14 protein-coding genes and 2 riboswitches are annotated in these 18,211 nt (G+C 25.9%); of the genes, 1 reads left to right on the forward strand and 13 read right to left on the reverse strand.

All coding sequences use genetic code 11. The features are described from left to right. Positions 1-17: 17 nt before the first annotated feature. The 13 genes from J2Z24_RS13375 to J2Z24_RS13435 form a co-directional block, all read right to left on the reverse strand. Positions 18-2,546 carry a VWA domain-containing protein gene (locus J2Z24_RS13375; protein WP_035152688.1) on the reverse strand — a complete coding sequence of 843 codons (2,529 nt, stop codon included), beginning with the start codon at positions 2,544-2,546 and terminating at the stop codon, positions 18-20. After that, positions 2,536-4,059: a vWA domain-containing protein gene (locus J2Z24_RS13380; RefSeq protein ID WP_035152685.1), complete on the reverse strand. Its 1,524-nt coding sequence runs from the start codon at positions 4,057-4,059 to the stop codon at positions 2,536-2,538. The genes J2Z24_RS13375 and J2Z24_RS13380 overlap by 11 nt, the downstream gene beginning before the upstream one ends. 1 nt (position 4,060) lies before the next feature. Next, a complete protein-coding gene (locus J2Z24_RS13385; protein ID WP_035152683.1) occupies positions 4,061-4,900 on the reverse strand; it encodes a DUF58 domain-containing protein in 840 nt (279 codons plus the stop codon). Further along, entirely contained in the window at positions 4,901-5,875 is a 975-nt protein-coding gene (locus J2Z24_RS13390) for an AAA family ATPase (protein ID WP_051593459.1), read from the reverse strand. Between the two features lie 12 nt (positions 5,876-5,887). After that, positions 5,888-7,414 (reverse strand): synaptonemal complex protein 1, encoded by a 1,527-nt coding sequence (locus J2Z24_RS13395; protein WP_035152680.1) that lies wholly within the window; start codon positions 7,412-7,414, stop codon positions 5,888-5,890. Between the two features lie 65 nt (positions 7,415-7,479). Further along, positions 7,480-8,226 carry a hypothetical protein gene (locus J2Z24_RS13400; RefSeq protein WP_035152677.1) on the reverse strand — a complete coding sequence of 249 codons (747 nt, stop codon included), beginning with the start codon at positions 8,224-8,226 and terminating at the stop codon, positions 7,480-7,482. Positions 8,227-8,238: 12 nt separating this feature from the next. Further along, positions 8,239-10,272 carry a DUF8725 domain-containing protein gene (locus J2Z24_RS13405; protein ID WP_035152674.1) on the reverse strand — a complete coding sequence of 678 codons (2,034 nt, stop codon included), beginning with the start codon at positions 10,270-10,272 and terminating at the stop codon, positions 8,239-8,241. A gap of 69 nt (positions 10,273-10,341) precedes the next feature. Next, positions 10,342-11,484, reverse strand: a complete 1,143-nt coding sequence (locus tag J2Z24_RS13410; RefSeq protein ID WP_035152671.1) for a DUF4430 domain-containing protein — start codon at positions 11,482-11,484, stop codon at positions 10,342-10,344. A 145-nt stretch (positions 11,485-11,629) separates the two neighbouring features. Further along, positions 11,630-11,820: riboswitch (cobalamin riboswitch) on the reverse strand. A gap of 177 nt (positions 11,821-11,997) precedes the next feature. Further along, positions 11,998-12,184, forward strand: a riboswitch (cobalamin riboswitch). A 483-nt stretch (positions 12,185-12,667) separates the two neighbouring features. After that, positions 12,668-12,922, reverse strand: a complete 255-nt coding sequence (locus tag J2Z24_RS13415) for a hypothetical protein (protein WP_035152668.1) — start codon at positions 12,920-12,922, stop codon at positions 12,668-12,670. A 47-nt stretch (positions 12,923-12,969) separates the two neighbouring features. Further along, positions 12,970-13,890 carry a SufB/SufD family protein gene (locus J2Z24_RS13420; RefSeq protein ID WP_035152665.1) on the reverse strand — a complete coding sequence of 307 codons (921 nt, stop codon included), beginning with the start codon at positions 13,888-13,890 and terminating at the stop codon, positions 12,970-12,972. A gap of 2 nt (positions 13,891-13,892) precedes the next feature. Next, positions 13,893-14,627: an ABC transporter ATP-binding protein gene (locus tag J2Z24_RS13425; RefSeq protein ID WP_035152662.1), complete on the reverse strand. Its 735-nt coding sequence runs from the start codon at positions 14,625-14,627 to the stop codon at positions 13,893-13,895. 163 nt (positions 14,628-14,790) lie between these two features. Continuing rightward, positions 14,791-15,792: a polysaccharide deacetylase family protein gene (locus J2Z24_RS13430; RefSeq protein ID WP_051593458.1), complete on the reverse strand. Its 1,002-nt coding sequence runs from the start codon at positions 15,790-15,792 to the stop codon at positions 14,791-14,793. Positions 15,793-15,919: 127 nt separating this feature from the next. Then, a complete protein-coding gene (locus J2Z24_RS13435) occupies positions 15,920-16,777 on the reverse strand; it encodes an AraC family transcriptional regulator (RefSeq protein WP_035152660.1) in 858 nt (285 codons plus the stop codon). Between the two features lie 174 nt (positions 16,778-16,951). Between J2Z24_RS13435 and asd the strand changes: the two genes are divergently transcribed. Beyond that, positions 16,952-18,031, forward strand: coding sequence for an aspartate-semialdehyde dehydrogenase (gene asd, locus J2Z24_RS13440; RefSeq protein ID WP_035152657.1), 1,080 nt, complete (start codon positions 16,952-16,954; stop codon positions 18,029-18,031). The last annotated feature ends 180 nt before the right edge of the window (positions 18,032-18,211 follow it).

Genomic DNA, 18,211 nt, shown 5'->3' on the forward strand with positions numbered 1-18,211 from the left:
TGGTACTTCCCCTCCCTTTAATTAATTCTCAGTAATATGTCTATTAAAAATAATAAGAATACTATAGGTAATAATATAAAATCTAGACTTATATAAGATATATTTTTATTATCTATGTTTTGCTTAAATACATTTGCATTAGAATTTAAATACTTACCTTCAAACTCCATCATAATTTCATCTAATGAATTATATTTTTCATTTGTAATGTTATGCTCAGGAGAATAATCTAAATATACACTTTTTACAGATTTGTCTATAACTTTGTCTCCATCCCTCAAAATAACTAAAAAACTATATTTACCAATTTCATTTAGCTCAAATGTCCCGCTAAACTGTCCTTCAGATATACTATCTATATTTAATTTCCCTTCTGTATTTCCAGGACATGCTACTAAAACTTCCACTTGTTCATTTTTAATATTTTTATTGGTACTTACTAATAGTTCTACATTTCCACCATTTCTTTTAAGCTGTAAATTTATTTCTTTTCCTTCTTTATCATTTAATAAATAATTTATTGGAGAAGCCCAGTATTTAGTAACCCCATCCCAAGCTATCCAATTACCACTCCATTTTCCATTCATATCTGATGTCCAAACTGCTACCTTTCCAAGTCCGTAACTCCAGTGAGCAAATATAGGATCTCCCTTTTCACTTTGTAAAGTTAAATTAGCCCCCTGTTTTATTCCTGTACCCATATATCCATTAAGCTTTGGTAAGGCAATACGTTTTTTATTAAATACATCATCCAATTGCTTTGGTGTAAAACTTTCATTATTTATGTATTTTTTTTGTGAAATATAAGTTTCCTTAGATAAAATCTGAGGCACACTTAAAAAATCCTTTGAAACATATTTTCTTCCTCCAGAAGAATCTGCAATATGAGCTAATACTTCTTTATCACAATCATTTCCAACAGCCACCGTAGAAGCTGTAATCTTATTTTTTTTCATTTCATTTATATATTTATCAAAACCACTTTTTTCCGCTTGTCCATCTGTTAAGAAAATCATATGTTTAACCTTTGTAGAAGCACTTTCTAGAGTTTTCATACTTTCTATTAAGCCTGGAATAATAAGTGTCCCACCTTTTGATTTTAATTTTCCTACATCTTCTACTATTTTTTTCTTATCATTAACTTTTTGAAAAGGTACTACCCATTCCAAAGTATCTGAAAAGGCCAATACTCCCACATAATCTTCCTGTTCTAAAGCATTTATTGCTTCTATAGCAGCCTGTTTTGCCAATTCAATTTTTTTAATTCCACCACTTTCATCATTCATACTTCCAGAACAATCTAATAAAAGAACTAATCCTGTATTAGCTTGCTTCCTATTATTTTTCATTTTACAATTTACAGGAAGTATTTTTTCTAATGTAGTTTTTTCATATCCCCCTAGAGCAAAGGAGTTTTCTCCTCCTATTACTAGTAACCCTGTTCCAAATTTATCCACTGATTTTTCTAAAGTTTCATCAAATTTTTGGGGCAAACTTTTGTAATCTGAGTTTATTAATATTATTTCACTAAAATCACATAAAAAATTTATGTCATTAGGCACTTCTTTTGAAATATAATTGGTTCTTTTTATATTTAAATTATCCATAAGTTTATTTATATTTTCTGCATCTTTAGTATTTTCACTTATTACAAGTATCTTAGGATCTTTTCTTATATCTCTATAGACAGTGGAAATATTATTAAACTTATTTATATCCTTTAAAAAATTCATTTCACCTTTTAATATAATTTCACTTTCATTTTTTATTGGAATAGTAAAATGAAATTCATTACTTCCTTTTTTTACATTAACTTTTTTAGTCAATATTTTTTTATCATTAAGATATAAATATATATCTCCCCTATCTTCACTAGTACTATCTATTTTTATTTTTACAGGTATATTTCCATTTTCATAAATATTTTCAGGAATCATAATGTCGGTTATTTGCACATCATTCTCTACTTCATTTTTAACTTCCTTTAATACTAAATTTATATTTTCTTTCTTAATTTTCTCTTTAATATTGTATATATCACCACAGTTTTCTCTCTTATCTGTAATAATTACTAGCCTTCTATTATTATTTTTAGGAAAATAGGAAATTGCAAAATCCATAGCTTTTTCTAAATTAGTAAAGTTCTTATTTATTTTAGAACCTAACTCTATATGGTTTTTTTCATAAGTCAAAGGAACTTCTATAACTGGTTCCTTTCCAAATCCTATTACAGCTATTTTATCCTTTTTACTTTTTTTACCAATTTGGCAATTTAAATAGTTTTCTATATCCTTTTTATATTTCTCTGTACTTAATGATTCATCTATCAAAAATATTGTTGATGTATCTATATTCTTTATGCTTACATTGAAGTTACTTATAGATAAAAATAGCAATACTATTATCATAGTTCTTACTGTAATCCAAAATATTAGCTTTTTCTTATTCCAATAATTCTTTATTCTATAAGCTTCATATATAAAATAAAAAGTTATTAATAAAAAGATAATTATGATTTTTATATCTAATTTCATATTAATACTCATTTTTAAACACCTGCCATTCTACTAACAACATAATGAGTATTATTATTACAAAAACATTTTTCAAATCTATATTTATGAATTTATTTGAAAATGTCTTTACTATATTTGAATCCTCATGATTGTTTATCACATAGTCTTTATATTCATAGTTTTTCTTATTTGTATATAAAAAGTTTTTTAAGATATTATCTACTAATACAGGAAATGCAGGTGTTAAAACCATATCACATTTATTCCAGTCTATAGTAGAATATAATTTATTACTTTTATCACTACACATAACTATCTTATTATTTATTTTCATTATTTCTTTTAATAATCCATTTTTATTTAGTATTTCATATGCTTCCCCATAACTTTTAATTTCCTCTATTCCTCCAGTTAATCTACTATTTTTAATGTTTATTTCTCCCTTAGTTACTTTTGTATCTAATATATCTTCAGGTGGCTCCACCCACCATACATTGTGTTTTTCTGGAACATCTTTTATATCTTTTTTGCATATTATGTAAACATCATATTTATCTTTATGAAAATCTAAACTTTCTTTTTTTGTCGATTCAACATAGGGTAAAATACTTATAGCCTTCTCTATAAAATAGTTTTCTCCAAGGATTACTACCTTTTTTTTATTGTCCTCATCAATATGAAGTGAATAATAATTATTTTCATAAATCATATCTTTATTATTTATGTAAAAATTTAATGTTTTTATATTTTTTTCCATATTATAAAAGGATACTTTTTTTTCTTCTCCTCCATTTAAAATACAATCATCAACTCTTAACATACTTCCTTTATTATCTTTTAGTGTTAAATTTATTTTAGTTTTCTCATTACCATAATTTTTTACTATACAGTAACATTTATTTGACTTAGCATCATAATTTCCATATACTATGCCAGAATCATTTAAGTTATTTCCTATTTTTATTACTTTATTTTTCTTAAATACTTCTTTATCCGTAAATACTACAACATTTTTCTCAAAAGTATTTATAATTTTACTTCCCTTTTCTACATCTAAAGGCTTTTTTACAGTCTTTACTTTTGATAATTCATTCATTACTTCATCTCTATTTACATTCTCTTTTACAACTTCTGTATAATTTTTCATAAGAACTAGGTTATACTTATAATTTCTAGGTAAGCTATCTGTAAACTTTTTAACTTCATCTTTAAGAATATCCATATGTGTTTTCCCATTTTCAATAGCATTCATAGACATAGAGCAATCAACAGCTAATATATATAAATTATTTTTATTTTTTAATATTAAATTAGGATTAGAAAAAGCTAAAATAATAAATGCTCCTATTAAAAGATGTAACCATAGTAACAAATATTTATTTATTCTTTTTTTACTAACGTTTTTAATTTCTTCAAATACCTTATCCCATAATTTTATACTAGAAACTTCAATTTCTTTTAATTTACGATTTTTTAAATGAATCAAAACTATAATAGTCAATGCCAATAATCCAATCAACCTAAGAGGATTTAAGAAAAACATATTACTCCACCTCTATTGCTTTTAATATAATTTGCACAGGAGAAGTATATTTAGGAGCAAATATGTATTTTATATTTCTTTTTTCACATTCTTCTTTACACTGTAAAGTAAATTCTTTAACTTTTTCCTTATACAATTCTATTTCCTTATTTCCTATATTTGCTATCTTACTTTCACCTGTTTCACTATCAATAAATTTTATTTTCCCATTATACTTAGGATTAAGTTCTTCTTGGCACATCATATGTATTAGAACTACTTTTTCATATTTTCCTATACTTTTTTGTAGAAATTCTTTAATATTAGTGCTTAACAAATCCGTTATTATGAAAATTATTCCTGTTTGACTATTAATTGAAGATATACTTTCTTTGAAATTTGTTTTCCCCGAAGGAGTTATTTTCTCTAGCTTATTTAATACTCCATAAAATAACTTTTTACTATTTAAATTGTTTAAATTTAATTCAATTGAATCATTAAAAGAATATATATTTAATTTATTTAACTCCTTTAATGTTATATAGCTAATGCCTAATGCACACATCTTAGCCATATTCCATTTAAGAGGTTGTCCAAAGTCCATAGATTTACTATTATCTATTAATACAGTAACATTAATTTGTTTTTGCTCTGTAAATAACTTTGTATATATTCTTTCTGTTCTACTAAATGCCTTCCAATCAATATTTTTTATATTATCTCCCTGATAATATGGCCTTACACCATAGAAATCATAAGAACTTCCAAGATTATAACTTTTATAATTTCCAGTTAAACTTCCTGATATTCTTCTTCTTACAGTAATAGAAGCTTGTTCAAGTTCTGCTAAAAACCTATCCATTTAATTCACCTTGCTCAATATTTCTTTAATTATGTCATCTGCGCTTACTCTATCTGAAAAAGCATTAAAATTTAAAATAATTCTATGTCTTAAACAAGGATATGCCATCTCTTTTATATCTTCTAAAGCTACATTATATCTTCCTTCAATTAAAGCTCTAACCTTAGCTGCAAGTATAATTGCTTGAATTCCTCTTAAACTTGCCCCACATTTTACATAATCTTTTACAATTTTCACATCACTTTTTTCACTATATGTACTTGTTACTATGTTTATTGCTAGTTTTTTTACGGTTTCCCCTATCAATACTAATCTAGATGTCTCTCTCATCTTCATTATTTCAGTACTTTGTAGAATTTTGTTTATCCTGTTATCTAACTTACAATCTCCTGTAGTTAGATCTACTATAGAAGATATATCATCAAACTGTGGTAATTTTATATTTACCTTTAACATAAATCTATCTAGTTGAGCTTCTGGAAGTGGATAGGTCCCTTCTGTTTCTAATGGATTTTGTGTAGCAAGTACAAAGAAAGGTTCTGGTAAAACATAAGTAGTATTTCCTACAGTTACTCTTTTTTCCTCCATAGCTTCAAGTAGAGCACTTTGAGTTTTAGGAGTTGCTCTGTTTATTTCATCCGCAAGTACTATAGAACTAAATATAGGACCTTTTTTGAATACAAAATCTATATTGCTATCTTTTTTAGTTACTATTTCAGTACCTATAATATCTGATGGCATCAAATCTGGAGTAAATTGTATTCTAGAAAAATCCAAATCTAAAACCTTACCTATGGTTTTTACTAATTGAGTCTTTCCAAGACCTGGCATTCCTTCTAATAGAACATTACCTCCTGCAATTATTCCTATAAGAACATTTCTTATAACATTATCTTGTCCTATAATTCCTTTTCTTATTTCTTTCTCTATATCTTCATAATTTTCACTAAATTTTTTTATATAAAGCTCCTCCATAGTTAATTCCTCCTACTTTCTTAATGCCTTAAAATATTGTATTACTATATCTTCTTTGTCTAGTGGAATGCTATATTTAAATATATACTCCATTCCTTCTTTTTTATAATCCAACCATCTATTTTCCATAGATTGTATACTACCCTTTTCTCCTATGATATCTTCAACATTTTTGTCAAATATCTTTCCACTATCATTAATTTTAGAATTTACATTAGAGACGATACTACTTTTTTTTGAGGCAGTAGCTTCATCATGTTTTCCAATAGTGCCCTTGTTAGCCTTTTCTCTTATTTCTTTATTATCAGACACTTTGCTAGAACCTATAGAGTTATTATCTTCTCTTTTGCTATTTCCATTGCCTCCAATTGTATTTTCAGTATTTTTTATATTTGAATTTTCTCCATATTTGTAATTATTTTCTTTTACTCCTAATGAAAAGTCCTCTGATTTTCTGTTTCCTTCTTTATTTTCAAATCCTTTTTGTTCATTTTTAGATAGCAACTTATCCTTTGTATTTTCTAGTTTTGAATTTAGCTGAAAATTTTTATCTTCTTTTTTTAAAGATTTAACTAAATCCTTTGTAGTAGTATCTTTTTTCATTAGTTCATTTTGTAAACTTTCCTTAATGTTGTTGTCATTAAGCAAGTCTTTATTTTTATTTAAACTTTTTAACATTTTTTCCTTATCACTTTGAGAAATTTTAATATTATTATTAAAAAGCTTTTCATCTATATTTTCACTTTGCAATGCTGTAGTAAGCTCACTGTTTTCAAGAGAAGTTCCTTTAAAAATACTAGCCATAGCTTTTAAATTTTTCCCACTTTTCATGCTATTTATATTATTTAACTTTTCTTCTGCTTTTAATATCTGTGACATCGCTTTATCATAATCATATGTATTTTTAAGTGCTTTTTTTAATTTTTCAAATACTTGTGAGATTTCTTTTTTCTCATTCTCATCCTTTGAGTCTTTTATAATATCTTTCTTTGCTTTGTCTATTTCAACTATTTCTTTTTTTATATTTCTATTTACATCCTCCATTTCCAAAGCCTTTTCTCTAGAAAGGGAAGGGATAAAATAAGATCCACAGCTTATAATTACAATCATAAGTGTATATAGTATTTTTTTATAACATAAATTTATTTTATATTTCTTTATCAAATCAATGTTTTGTAATTCATCTTCTAAATCTTCCTTAAAAATTTGGAAGACGCCATCCAAGTCATTGTCTTCCTTAAGCTCTACATAGGTTATAAGTCTTTCTTTAAATCCTAATTTGTCGCCTACTTTAGCAACTTTTTCTATGGATGGCTTTTGTAATATTGATTTAATTATCATAAACATGAGTAAGATTATACTTATATAAAATATTTTTTCTTTAACATAAACTATGGACTTAATATGACTTAACAAAACCATAAATAGTCCTAAAATACTAGTTATAAATATTCCATTTATCAAATTTTTAAGTAATATGTTAATCCATAATTTTTTTCTTAACTTTTTCAAAACATATTCAACTGTTTTCCACTGCACCACTCCGTCCTCCTTAATCCCTTTATTTATATATAACCTTTTGGATTCAGTTATATTATTTCATGCTAAACTTCAGTTTGGACAGAACTATTGTGTACCTTAGATTTTCTTCTATAAAATTTATATAATGTTAAAATGTTAATTAAGCTACATATACTCCAAAATACAAAGGCCCATATTACAGGTTTTATTCCCATTTGAGTATAATCTGTTATTTCCTTATTTATATATCCTGCCACAGTTAATATAGGGTTAAGAAAAAATATCTTTGGAATATCCTTATCATATACAGTAGTTATAACTATTTGTGAATATCTGTAGTATATATATAAGAAAACTAAACTTAAAATATTTATAAAAAACATCATAAAATGAATTATAAATTTTGAATATTCTTTTAACCATTTATTTAAGCTTAATACTCTCTTAAAGCTTATTATGGAAAATCCGTATATAATCTCCAAAACAATAGGTATCCATAAATTTAAAGTTTTCACATTACCAGATATAAATATAATTAGTATAAAAGGTATTATGCTAAGAGCTAATATTAAAATCTTTATAAAATCCTTTATTAAACTTTTCATATTAGAACTTTCTTCATTTGTAAAGTGAATTAAAGTTAAAGAAAACATTACAAATTGAAATATAATAAAATACATATATACTTTTCTATAAACATCAAAATTAAATTGTTCGCATTTAAAGACCACAATAAACAAATAAGATAAAAGAACTAACATTATGGTTATAATATAGCTAAATATTATAATACCATCATCTATATAAATGTTTTTATACTCTGTTTTCACATAAACACCGCCTTAGTTTAAAGTTCCTTGTAATGATAATTCGGGAATTATAAGTCTTCCTTCGCCCTTTATCCTTAAACATAATAATTTATTTTCATTTATATGTTGTAAGTTACTTATTACCAAACTATTTAGATTTTCCCATTTATTTAAACTATAATTGAAAATTTGTATAGAAAACTTTCCTTCTCCAAAGGTATTACTTAAATTAATCTTTTTGGCATTTATGTTTTTAGGAATTAAATAATACATTTTAATATACTCATCCTTTTTAAAAGTATATTCCCTTATGTTGCCCTCTTTATCACCAAATTGTTTTTCTACTATAGGTTGTACTATTCCATGAGAAATGTTTATTTCATTTTTACTAAATTCAATATTCACTGGTAACACTTCCATGTCCATATCATTTAACTTTCTCATCTTACCATTAACATCTGCATTTAGCTTAGTCTTACTAAAACCTATCAGTTTACAATTTAATTCATCAATATCATTTAAATTAAAATAATACTTTAAAAACTCTTTCCCATATTTATCTGAAATCATTTTCTCTATATTATTTAAGTATTCATAGTCCCCATTATCCTTTAAATTGTGATCTAAAGTATATTCTAATTTAATCTTTTCTTTACTATCCAAATCTCCTATTTTAACAACAGTATCTCCAACTATTAAAAAACAATCCTTTAACTTATATGGTAACTGATTTACAATATCTCCTTTTATTTGATTCTTATCTAAAACCAATTTATTTTCTATTTTCTTTTCCATATTATTCATAGAAATATTGTATAAATAATTAGTTTCTAGAGTTGGATTATAAGTTATCTTTTTCTCAATAGGATTTAAACTATACTTTCCTGTTCCTTGTTGGCACATAACTAAAGAATCTTTTAAACTTATACTTAGATCTTTTTTATATGGATATACATTCAATAAAGAATTAGTAGTACATATATGTCCTGAATATCTATTTAAAGATGCTGATGTTATTTTTTCCTTTCCTATATCTGCAATAAAATAAACCACAAATACTATTAAAGAAAAACCTAAAATAGTCGCTCCCCATAAATAAGCTTTGCTTCTTTTTGAAAAAATTAATATAAGAAAAATAATTATATAAATAAAAAGTACTGATATTAAAAAGTAAATTATGTTAATGTTTATCTTCAACATATTATTAGCTGAATTCTTTAGTTTTTCACTTTTTATTCCTTCATCTTTAAAATTTATATTTTGGGTTAATTTATATAAAAAATCTTTATTCATATTTTTCATTATAACTTTATTAAACTGTAAAATATTTTTTTTATCTGTTAAATCAAACCCTATAGGTACAATAGCTCCTTTCCCTACAGCAATTGTCTCATTTATTTTTTCAAATACTCCAGATAAATTTTTGTATCCATATTTATATTTTCCAATAAATACAATTCCCCCAACATTTAACCACTTATCTAAATTCTCTTGTTGCTCATTAGTCAATCCTTGAGAGTTAAAATCATCTATAACTATTAAATTTAAATTTTGCATGTATTCTAAACTTAAATTTTTATTTTTCAAATCTATAATCTCTACATTTTTAATATCTATTGGATTTATATTTATATTTTTTAGTAAGTTATAGTTGTTTACATTGTCACTTAAAATTCCTAAAAATAAAGTTTTATTATCACAAATTTGAATAGGAATTTGTTTTTCTGCTAAAATTTTGTCCATTTCCATTATAGAAATTTTTATACTTTTTATTGTTTTCTTTATTGGAACTGAAAATGTATAGGATTTTATATTGTTTGATGAAATATTTATATTATGTTCATATTTTTCATCTTCAATATATAAACACAATTTACCATTTAAATCTTTTCCTAAAGACTCCACCGTTATTTCTATAGGATTTATACATCCTACTTTTACTTTCCCATTAAAATAAGTTTTAGCATTTAAATTTATATCTTGTGCATAAATCCTTTCACCTATAATCAATATATTTATAACTGTAATTAAAAAACATAAAATTATCTTCTTTAATTTAATTTTCATCTGTTCACATCCCTGCATAACTCTTTCCCTTAAAAATAATTTATTTTAGGATAAAAATCATTCAATACTTTACTGTATAAATGGTACATTAACAATGTCCTCATTTGATACAACTGCCCCAAAATAATTTTTTATCTTTTCTGGTTTTTCTAATAATACATTTAATGCGTTTCTTACATTCTCTAAATCTGTTCCTGTTACAAGCCAAACCGGTACTGTACTACCCATTCCAGAAGAAGTTGCATAAATCGCTCCTGCTTTATCATAGCTTTTAATTACCTTACCTGTATTATCTAATGCATTTAGTTTTCCATTTTTAAATTCTACATATGTTCCTTCAAGTTTATTTCTCCAGTTCATCTCTTTAAGTCTTTTACTATTTTTTAGTAAATCATCCCACTTTCCAAGTAATATATGATATTTATCAGGCTTGTCTATCTTAGTGCTATCATACTTTACTACATCTATTGATTTTACTCCTTTTTCTTTCAGGCTCTTCTTTAGCTTTTCAGCATCATCTTTAAATTCATCTGTATACATTACTACTGTTCCAGGATTTTTCCCCCAAAATCCATGTTGGAATGGTTCAGGATAAGAACCTATTACTGCTGGTATAAACATTGTTGTATTCCATTCATGGTAATCCCACCATATTGCATCTCCATCTGATGGTCTATATTCAGCAACCCCAACAGGTGCTAATATTCCATTAACCCAATAAAACCAATCTTCTTTTTTTCTATCTGCTCCACTAAAAAATGTATACTTGGATTCAAGTCCATTTATAGCGTTTACAAAACCTCCACCATAAGCAGTCTGTATGTCCAAATTTCTAAAAAGAACTTCCATACCAACTTCATCTTTTACTAAACCTACATTTTGGGAAAACATTTTGTTATGTCCAAAATCTTTGGTTACAATTAAATCCACATGATAAGGACTTCCTATATCACCACTAGCTTTTAGATTTTGTGAATTTTGTTTTGCTGGTCTTCCTTCTTGATATTTTATTTCTCCTTGTACAGGTCCTTTATATCCTTTATATATGCTTATATCTTTTTTTTCCTTTTTATCTTTACTATCTTTTTTCTCTTCTACAGTATTTGTCACATTTTTGTTAGTTACTACTCTTGTACTATTTTTTTTCTCACAACCTACAAATAAAAACACTAAAATTAAAGCTATAATTAGCCATGATTTTTTCTTAAACATTTATAACACCTCATCATTAAAGTAATAAAAAACCTTAGCTTCCAATGAAAACTAAGGTTTTTATCATATATAAAAATAGAAAAATTTATATTCAAAATAAAATTTTCTAAATCCCATAGATACTTAACTTTCCTTGGAAGTTGTATCAATTATAATTAATGAAGCAGATATCCTGACTTATGGATCATAGCTTTACTTCCGCCTTCTCAAGAATATTCTCAATGGCATACTGGAAGTAGCTCACCAATTACAGTGGCCGGACCGTTGAGGATTCAAACCTCATTCCCTTTTAATTTCTACAAAACTTTACAGAAAACTCCATTACATATATTATTTAATTTTACATTATCCATTACATAAATAGAAATTTTTTATATTTATGGATCATTTACTATACTACACTTTTTTTTAAAATATTTCAACATATTTTAATATTTAAAAATAAAAAATATTAAATAAATTATTTTATTGACATTCTAAACATTCAATGCTATAATTTGCATGTATTAAAAATTAAATATTTTAAATTTAGGTGCCTATAATTTTTGTAGTATAGGTGAAAAGGGAATGTGGTTAAATTCCACAACAGCCCCCGCTACTGTAATTGATGACAAGCTCTTAATATTCCACTCTGAAAAGGGGAAGGAAAGAGTACGGAGGAATCATAAGTCAGGAGACCTGCCTAAATTTTGAAAATAGCGAAGCTTTCGGGTGGGAAAGTTGTGTTATGAAATGTGTATTAAAAGAATTATTTCTTTTATAGTGTACTTGTTTTGTAAAATAATAGCAACCATACCTTCCAAGAGGTTAGGTTGCTTTTTTATTATAATTTTTAAACTGTGCTCTTTTTCATTTTATAGTTTTATACATAAAACTTACTATTAAAAACTCCTAAACTCCTAAAAAAATAGTTTTTTAATTCCTAGAGATAATTTATATGGAGCACAGTTCTTTTTTAAAAATTAAAACATAGAGTTTCATGCTCTCTTTAATTTTAATATATTTACTAAAACTTAATAAAATTGTTTAAAAAGCTGTGTTCAATTTAATTTCCTAAAGACAAACCCTTTTGTAACTTTTTAGAACCGCCTTTAAATTAAAAATAAAAATTTTTGAAACCGCCTTCTTAAATTTTTACATGGAACACAGCTTTTTTTTATTCTTCTTTTTTAAGAAGAATTTTTTATTTTTTTAATATATAACTATAATAAAGTACATTCATAATCTGAAACACTGCTAATATAGCAGTGAATAAATTCAGTTTATTATTATACATTTTATCTTTAACTATGATTGTAATATGAGGAATAGCTAATATTATGCTAATAATTGTTAATATCATTCTTTCGGTAGAATTCACTGGAAAACTTCTTGCAAATATAGTTATAAAAGTTATAAGTATAAATAGCATATTAATTATAGATTGCTTATTTCTCATTTTCTATTCCTTCCTAATAAAGCTTATATAGCTTAATTTTTCTTATATTACTTTAAAAAACCTTTTAAAATAGTATCTTCTGCTTCTTTTTCAGTAAGTCCTAAAGACATAAGTTTCATTAATTGATCATTCGCAATTTTCCCAATAGCAGCTTCATGTATTAATTCTGCTTCATTATGCTCAGCAGAAATTGCTGGAATTGAATTAACTTTGGCATTTCCCATTATTATAGAATCACATTGTACATGGCCTCTACATTTATTCTTACCTTTTACATTAAAATAAAACACTTGTTTTGAATTTTCCTTAGCTACAGAACGAGATATAACCTGAGCTGTTGCATCTTTACCATTCATCTCTATATTTACACTAGATTCAGCTTCTTGATCGTAATCCGTAAGCATTCTTTCAGTTATAACTAAATTTGCTTCTTTTTCTAGATATATCTCTGTTTCTCTTTTTGTGCTGTCTACTCCTCTTATTTGAATAAGTTCCATTTCCACTTTTCCACCTTCTTCTACATGAAGAATGGTTTTAGAGTTAAATACCTTTTTACCTTGACCTTCACCTTCAGCATAGTGCTTTTCAATATATTTTAATTTAGCACCTTTTCTTACAAAAAATTCATGTACCCCATCATGTTGAGTCTTAGAATGTCCTGGATTATGTATTCCACAACCTGCTATTACATCTACTTCTGCACCTTCTCCTATGTCAAAAGTATTATATACCAAATCATGAATGCCTTCCTGTGTAAGAATTACAGGGATATGTACACTTTCTCCTTTAGTATTTGGCTTAACTATAACATCTATTCCACTTTTATCAGTTTTATTTATTATATTTATATTAGGAGAAATACTTCTATCAATTTTTTCGCCATCTTTTCTCACATTATGTGCTCCTGAAAATATATCTTTTACATTATCTATCATATTTAATATCTTTTCTTCTACATGTCCTAGCATTATTATCTCCTCCTATCACACACTGCATTGCAACTACAGACTGAATCTAAAACTACTTGAGATAAAATATTTTCTTTAGTTGTTTTTTCTTTTATTTTACCATCCGCTATAACTATTACTTCATCAGCAAGTTCAATTATTCTTTCTTGATGTGAAATAATAACTAGAGTTAATTTATTTTCCTCATGTAATTTTTTAAAAGTTTCAACTAACTTTTGAAAACTCCATAAATCAATTCCTGCTTCTGGCTCATCGAAAACTGCTAATTTTAGTTTTCTGGCCAATATAGTAGCTATCTCTATTCTTTTTAGCTCTCCTCCTGAAAGACTATTATTTATTTCTCTATCCATATAATCCTGAGGACATAGCCCTACATCCAATAACAGTTTACATAAATCTACATCCACATTATTATCAGTTTTCGCTGCTAATTCTAAAAGTTCTCTGACCTTTAATCCTTTAAATCTTGGTGGCTGTTGAAAAGCATACCCTATGCCTAATTTAGCTCTTTCTGTTATATCCATATTAGTCATATCTTTATTATCAAACATAATCTTTCCTGAAGTGGGCTTTCTAATACCCATTAAAAGTCTTGATAAAGTGGTCTTTCCACCTCCATTTGGACCAGTTATAACATATATTTTATTCTCACCTAATTCTAAATTTATATCATCTAATATAGTAATTTCTTCACCATTTTCTTCTACTTTTAGTGATACATTTTGAAATTCTAACATTACCCTATACCTTCTTCCTATTTTTTATTATCACTATTACTTACTTCTATTTAAAATATTTCAAAGTTAATTTTACCACATTTAATATATTAAAAAAAGTGCTATGTTTTTAAATACAGCACTTTTCATCATAATACTAAATATCTTGATTTATTAATTATTTTTAATTGTTTTGACTTATTATTCCAAATTCAAACCCTTGGGATTTTAAGAATTCTATAATATCTGGTAATGCTTGTACAGTAGTTTCCTTTGTTGAAGAATCATGCATTAAAATTACCACATGTTTGTGTTGTCCTATTTGAGATTTAACGTTATTTATTAATTCTTCTTTTGGTACATTTAATCTTTTAGCATCTCCATTTTCTACGTTCCAATCAATATGTTTAAATCCAGAATTTAACAAAGCAGTTTCATAACTTTTGTGATTAAAAGATCCTCCTGGGAATCTAACCAAATTAGTTTTAAAATCTTGTCCTAATACTTCTTTTATACTATTGTCACATCTTTTAACATCTTCTACAAAAGCATTAGGTGTATAATTTCCAAAATAACTTATTTTATGACTATATGTGTGATTTCCTATAGAATGTCCTAATTCAACTTCTCTTTTTAAATATTCAGGATAATTTTTTGCAGAGGTTCCTAAAACAAAGAATGTAGCTTTTATCTTATATTTATCTAAAATATCTAATATTTTAGGAGTATGAGAGCTTGGACCATCATCAAAAGTCAAAAATGCTATTTTTTTATTATCTCTCTTGCTCCAGATTTGATCAACAGTCATAACTATTCCCTTATTAGAACTACTATTATTTACATCTTTATTATTTATGTTACTATCTTTATTTGCATTTACATCATTATTATCTTTTGCATTTGCATCATTACTTTTAGTTTCATTAGAAGTATTATTATTTGTAGCAACTATATTTTCTTTTTCCTTTATGTTATTGTTACTACTTCCCTTTTGCTCTTTATATGTTGTACTAATATTATTGCTCCATAAGGCTTTCTTTTTATTAATTACATTTTTTACTCCTACAAAACAAACTAATAATACTACAGAAGTAAATAACAACATTCTTTTAAACCTTCTTTTTTTTCTTCTTTTTCTTCTCTTTTCTAAATTTGAATCAAACTTATAATTTGTCATATCTTTCATAGTAAAATCACCTGTTCCTTATTATTTTCTTTTTCAAATTAATTGTACTACAAATTTACCTAAATTTGTTTACAAAAATACAACAAATTTATTACAATTTCATATTTTTTCATTTCCATATTTTACATTATGTTTTAAAATATTTTTTTGGCGACATTCCAAAAGTTTTTTTAAATGCTCTAAGAAAAGTGGAATAATCTTTAAACCCACTTTCTATGGCTGCTTCTGTAATATTACTACCTTTTTTTACCAAAGAGTTAGCCATTATAAGTCTCTTTTGTACTATATAATTATGAACTGTATATCCCGTCTGCATTTTAAATTTATGCATTAAATAATATTTACTGGTATAGAAAATAGAAGCAAGTTTTTCTATTGATAAATCCTCTGAAAGATTTTCATTTATATAATTTAAAATTTCTCCTATACTTTTATCATACTGTATGTCACTTAATTCTTCTATATTACTTCTATCTAAAAATAATCTATTTAAATATACAATAAATTGTAAAAACAATGAATTACTAAGTATATGACTTCCAAATTCTTCATCTTTCCTAGCTAATTCAAGATTATACAATATAGATTTAACATTTTTTAATGAATAAGGATTTAATCTTAATAAATTAATTTTCTGTTTTGAAGCCAAATTAAAACAGGTAAATAAATCACAATTAGATTGGTTATGTTTTATAATAAAATCTGAATTCACCCATATTATTATACGCTCATATACTTCATTTTGCTCTATTATAGCTTTATGAATTTCGTTACTATTTACAAGAAGAATATCCCAAGGCTTTAGCTTATAAGCCTTTCCTTCTATTAAATAAGTTACTTTACCTGAAATAAAAATTATTATTTTATTAAAATCATGGTAATGAAACTGAAACTTTAAATCCTTTTTATCTTTTATGTGAAAAATTTCAAAATCTCTCTTTAAATATCCTTTTTTATTTCTATATCTATTTATTGCTTTTTCCATTATAATACCTCTTTATTAATATTTAATTATATGTTACTATATTTTCATTCTACATCACAGCACTTTTTACAATATTTAAAGCATTTTAAGCAATAAACATTGTAAAAAACATACGTATAATATTAATATAACATATTTTTATAGAACGAAAATTATTACTTGGAGGTATTAAATATGAATAAAAAACTTAAAGTTGGTATACTTGGAGGTACAGGCTTTGTTGGACAAAGACTTGTTACTTTATTAGAAAATCATCCCTATTTTGAAGTTGTAGTTATTGGAGCTAGTAAGAATTCCGCTGGTAAAACTTATTATGAAGCTGTAAAAGATAGATGGAAACTAAATCTTCCTATACCAGAGAATGTGAAGAATATAGTAATTAAAGATATATATGAAATTGAAGAAATAAGTTCTAAAGTAGACTTTGTATTCTGCGCAGTTAATATGCCTAAAGATGAGATAAGAAAAATTGAAGAACTTTATGCTAAAGCAGAAGTACCTGTTGTTTCAAATAACTCTGCTCATAGATGGACCCCTGATGTTCCTGTAGTCATTCCTGAAATCAATCATGAACACTTAAAATTAATAGAAAGCCAACGTAAGAGATTGGGAACTAAAAGAGGATTTATTGTAGCTAAACCAAATTGTTCAATTCAAAGTTATGTTCCTGCTATAAATGCCCTTATGGAGTTTAAACCTAAGAAAATATTGGTTTGTACTTATCAAGCCATATCAGGAAGCGGTAAAATATTTTCAGATTGGCCAGAAATAAATGATAATATTATACCTTTTATTTCTGGAGAAGAAGAAAAAAGTGAAAATGAACCTTTAAAGGTTTGGGGACATATTGAAAATGGTAAAATTGTTAATGCAGTTGAACCTATAATCACTTCACAATGTATACGTGTTCCTGTATCTGATGGACACTTAGCTGCTGTTTTTGTATCCTTTGAAAATAAACCTTTAAAAGATGATATATTAAAATTGTGGAAGGAATATAGCAGCAAACCTCAGCTTTTAAATTTACCAAATGCGCCAAAACAATTTATAACTTATTTTGAAGAAGCTGATAGACCTCAAACTAAACTTGATAGAGATATTGAAAAAGGTATGGGAATAACTGTTGGCCGTTTGAGAGAAGATAGTTTATTTGACTATAAGTTCGTATGCCTTTCCCATAACACTTTGCGTGGAGCAGCAGGTGGCTCTGTGCTTACTGCTGAACTTTTAAAAGAAGAAGGCTACTTATTTTAATTAATAGAGTACAATTTACACTTAATAGCTATGGATGGTTTTCTTCTATTAACACTACTGAAAAAATCAATTTATAAATAAATATGGAGCTGTCGCATTAGCATAAAAAATTTGCTAACGCGACAGCGTTTTTTGGGTATTTCATAGCAACTTTAAAGATGCTTTAAATCCAAATGAGTT

It is taken from the genome of Clostridium tetanomorphum, assembly GCF_017873215.1.
Lineage (GTDB): Bacteria > Bacillota > Clostridia > Clostridiales > Clostridiaceae > Clostridium_AO > Clostridium_AO tetanomorphum.